Source organism: Leifsonia sp. SIMBA_070, from assembly GCF_046534635.1.
In the GTDB taxonomy this organism is placed as follows: Bacteria; Actinomycetota; Actinomycetes; order Actinomycetales; family Microbacteriaceae; genus Leifsonia.
Genome location: NZ_JAWRYK010000212.1, coordinates 1 through 276, shown reverse-complemented (window position 1 = coordinate 276; position 276 = coordinate 1). Strand labels below are relative to the sequence as shown.

The following is a 276-nucleotide window of genomic DNA, read 5'->3' as shown; positions in this document are numbered from 1 at the left end:
CAAGCTGATGTACACGTCCGGAACGATGACGGCGGCTCAGATCCAGGCGTTCCTCGACAACAAGGTGCCGAGCTGTCAGAAGGGCTACACCTGCCTGAAGGACTTCACGCAGAAGACCGCCACCAAGGCGCCGAACAGCTACTGCTCGGGCACCTACACCGGGTCGGCGAAGGAGTCGGCAGCCTCGATCATCTCCAAGTCGGCGAAGGCCTGCGGCATCAGCGAGAAGGTGCTGCTCGTGATCCTGCAGAAGGAGCAGGGCCTCGTGACGCACAC

1 pseudogene is annotated in these 276 nt (G+C 62.3%); it reads left to right on the top strand.

Annotated features, from left to right (window positions below):
* Window positions 1-25: 25 nt before the first annotated feature.
* Window positions 26-276: pseudogene (locus tag SB754_RS20070) on the top strand (hypothetical protein); the annotation flags it as partial.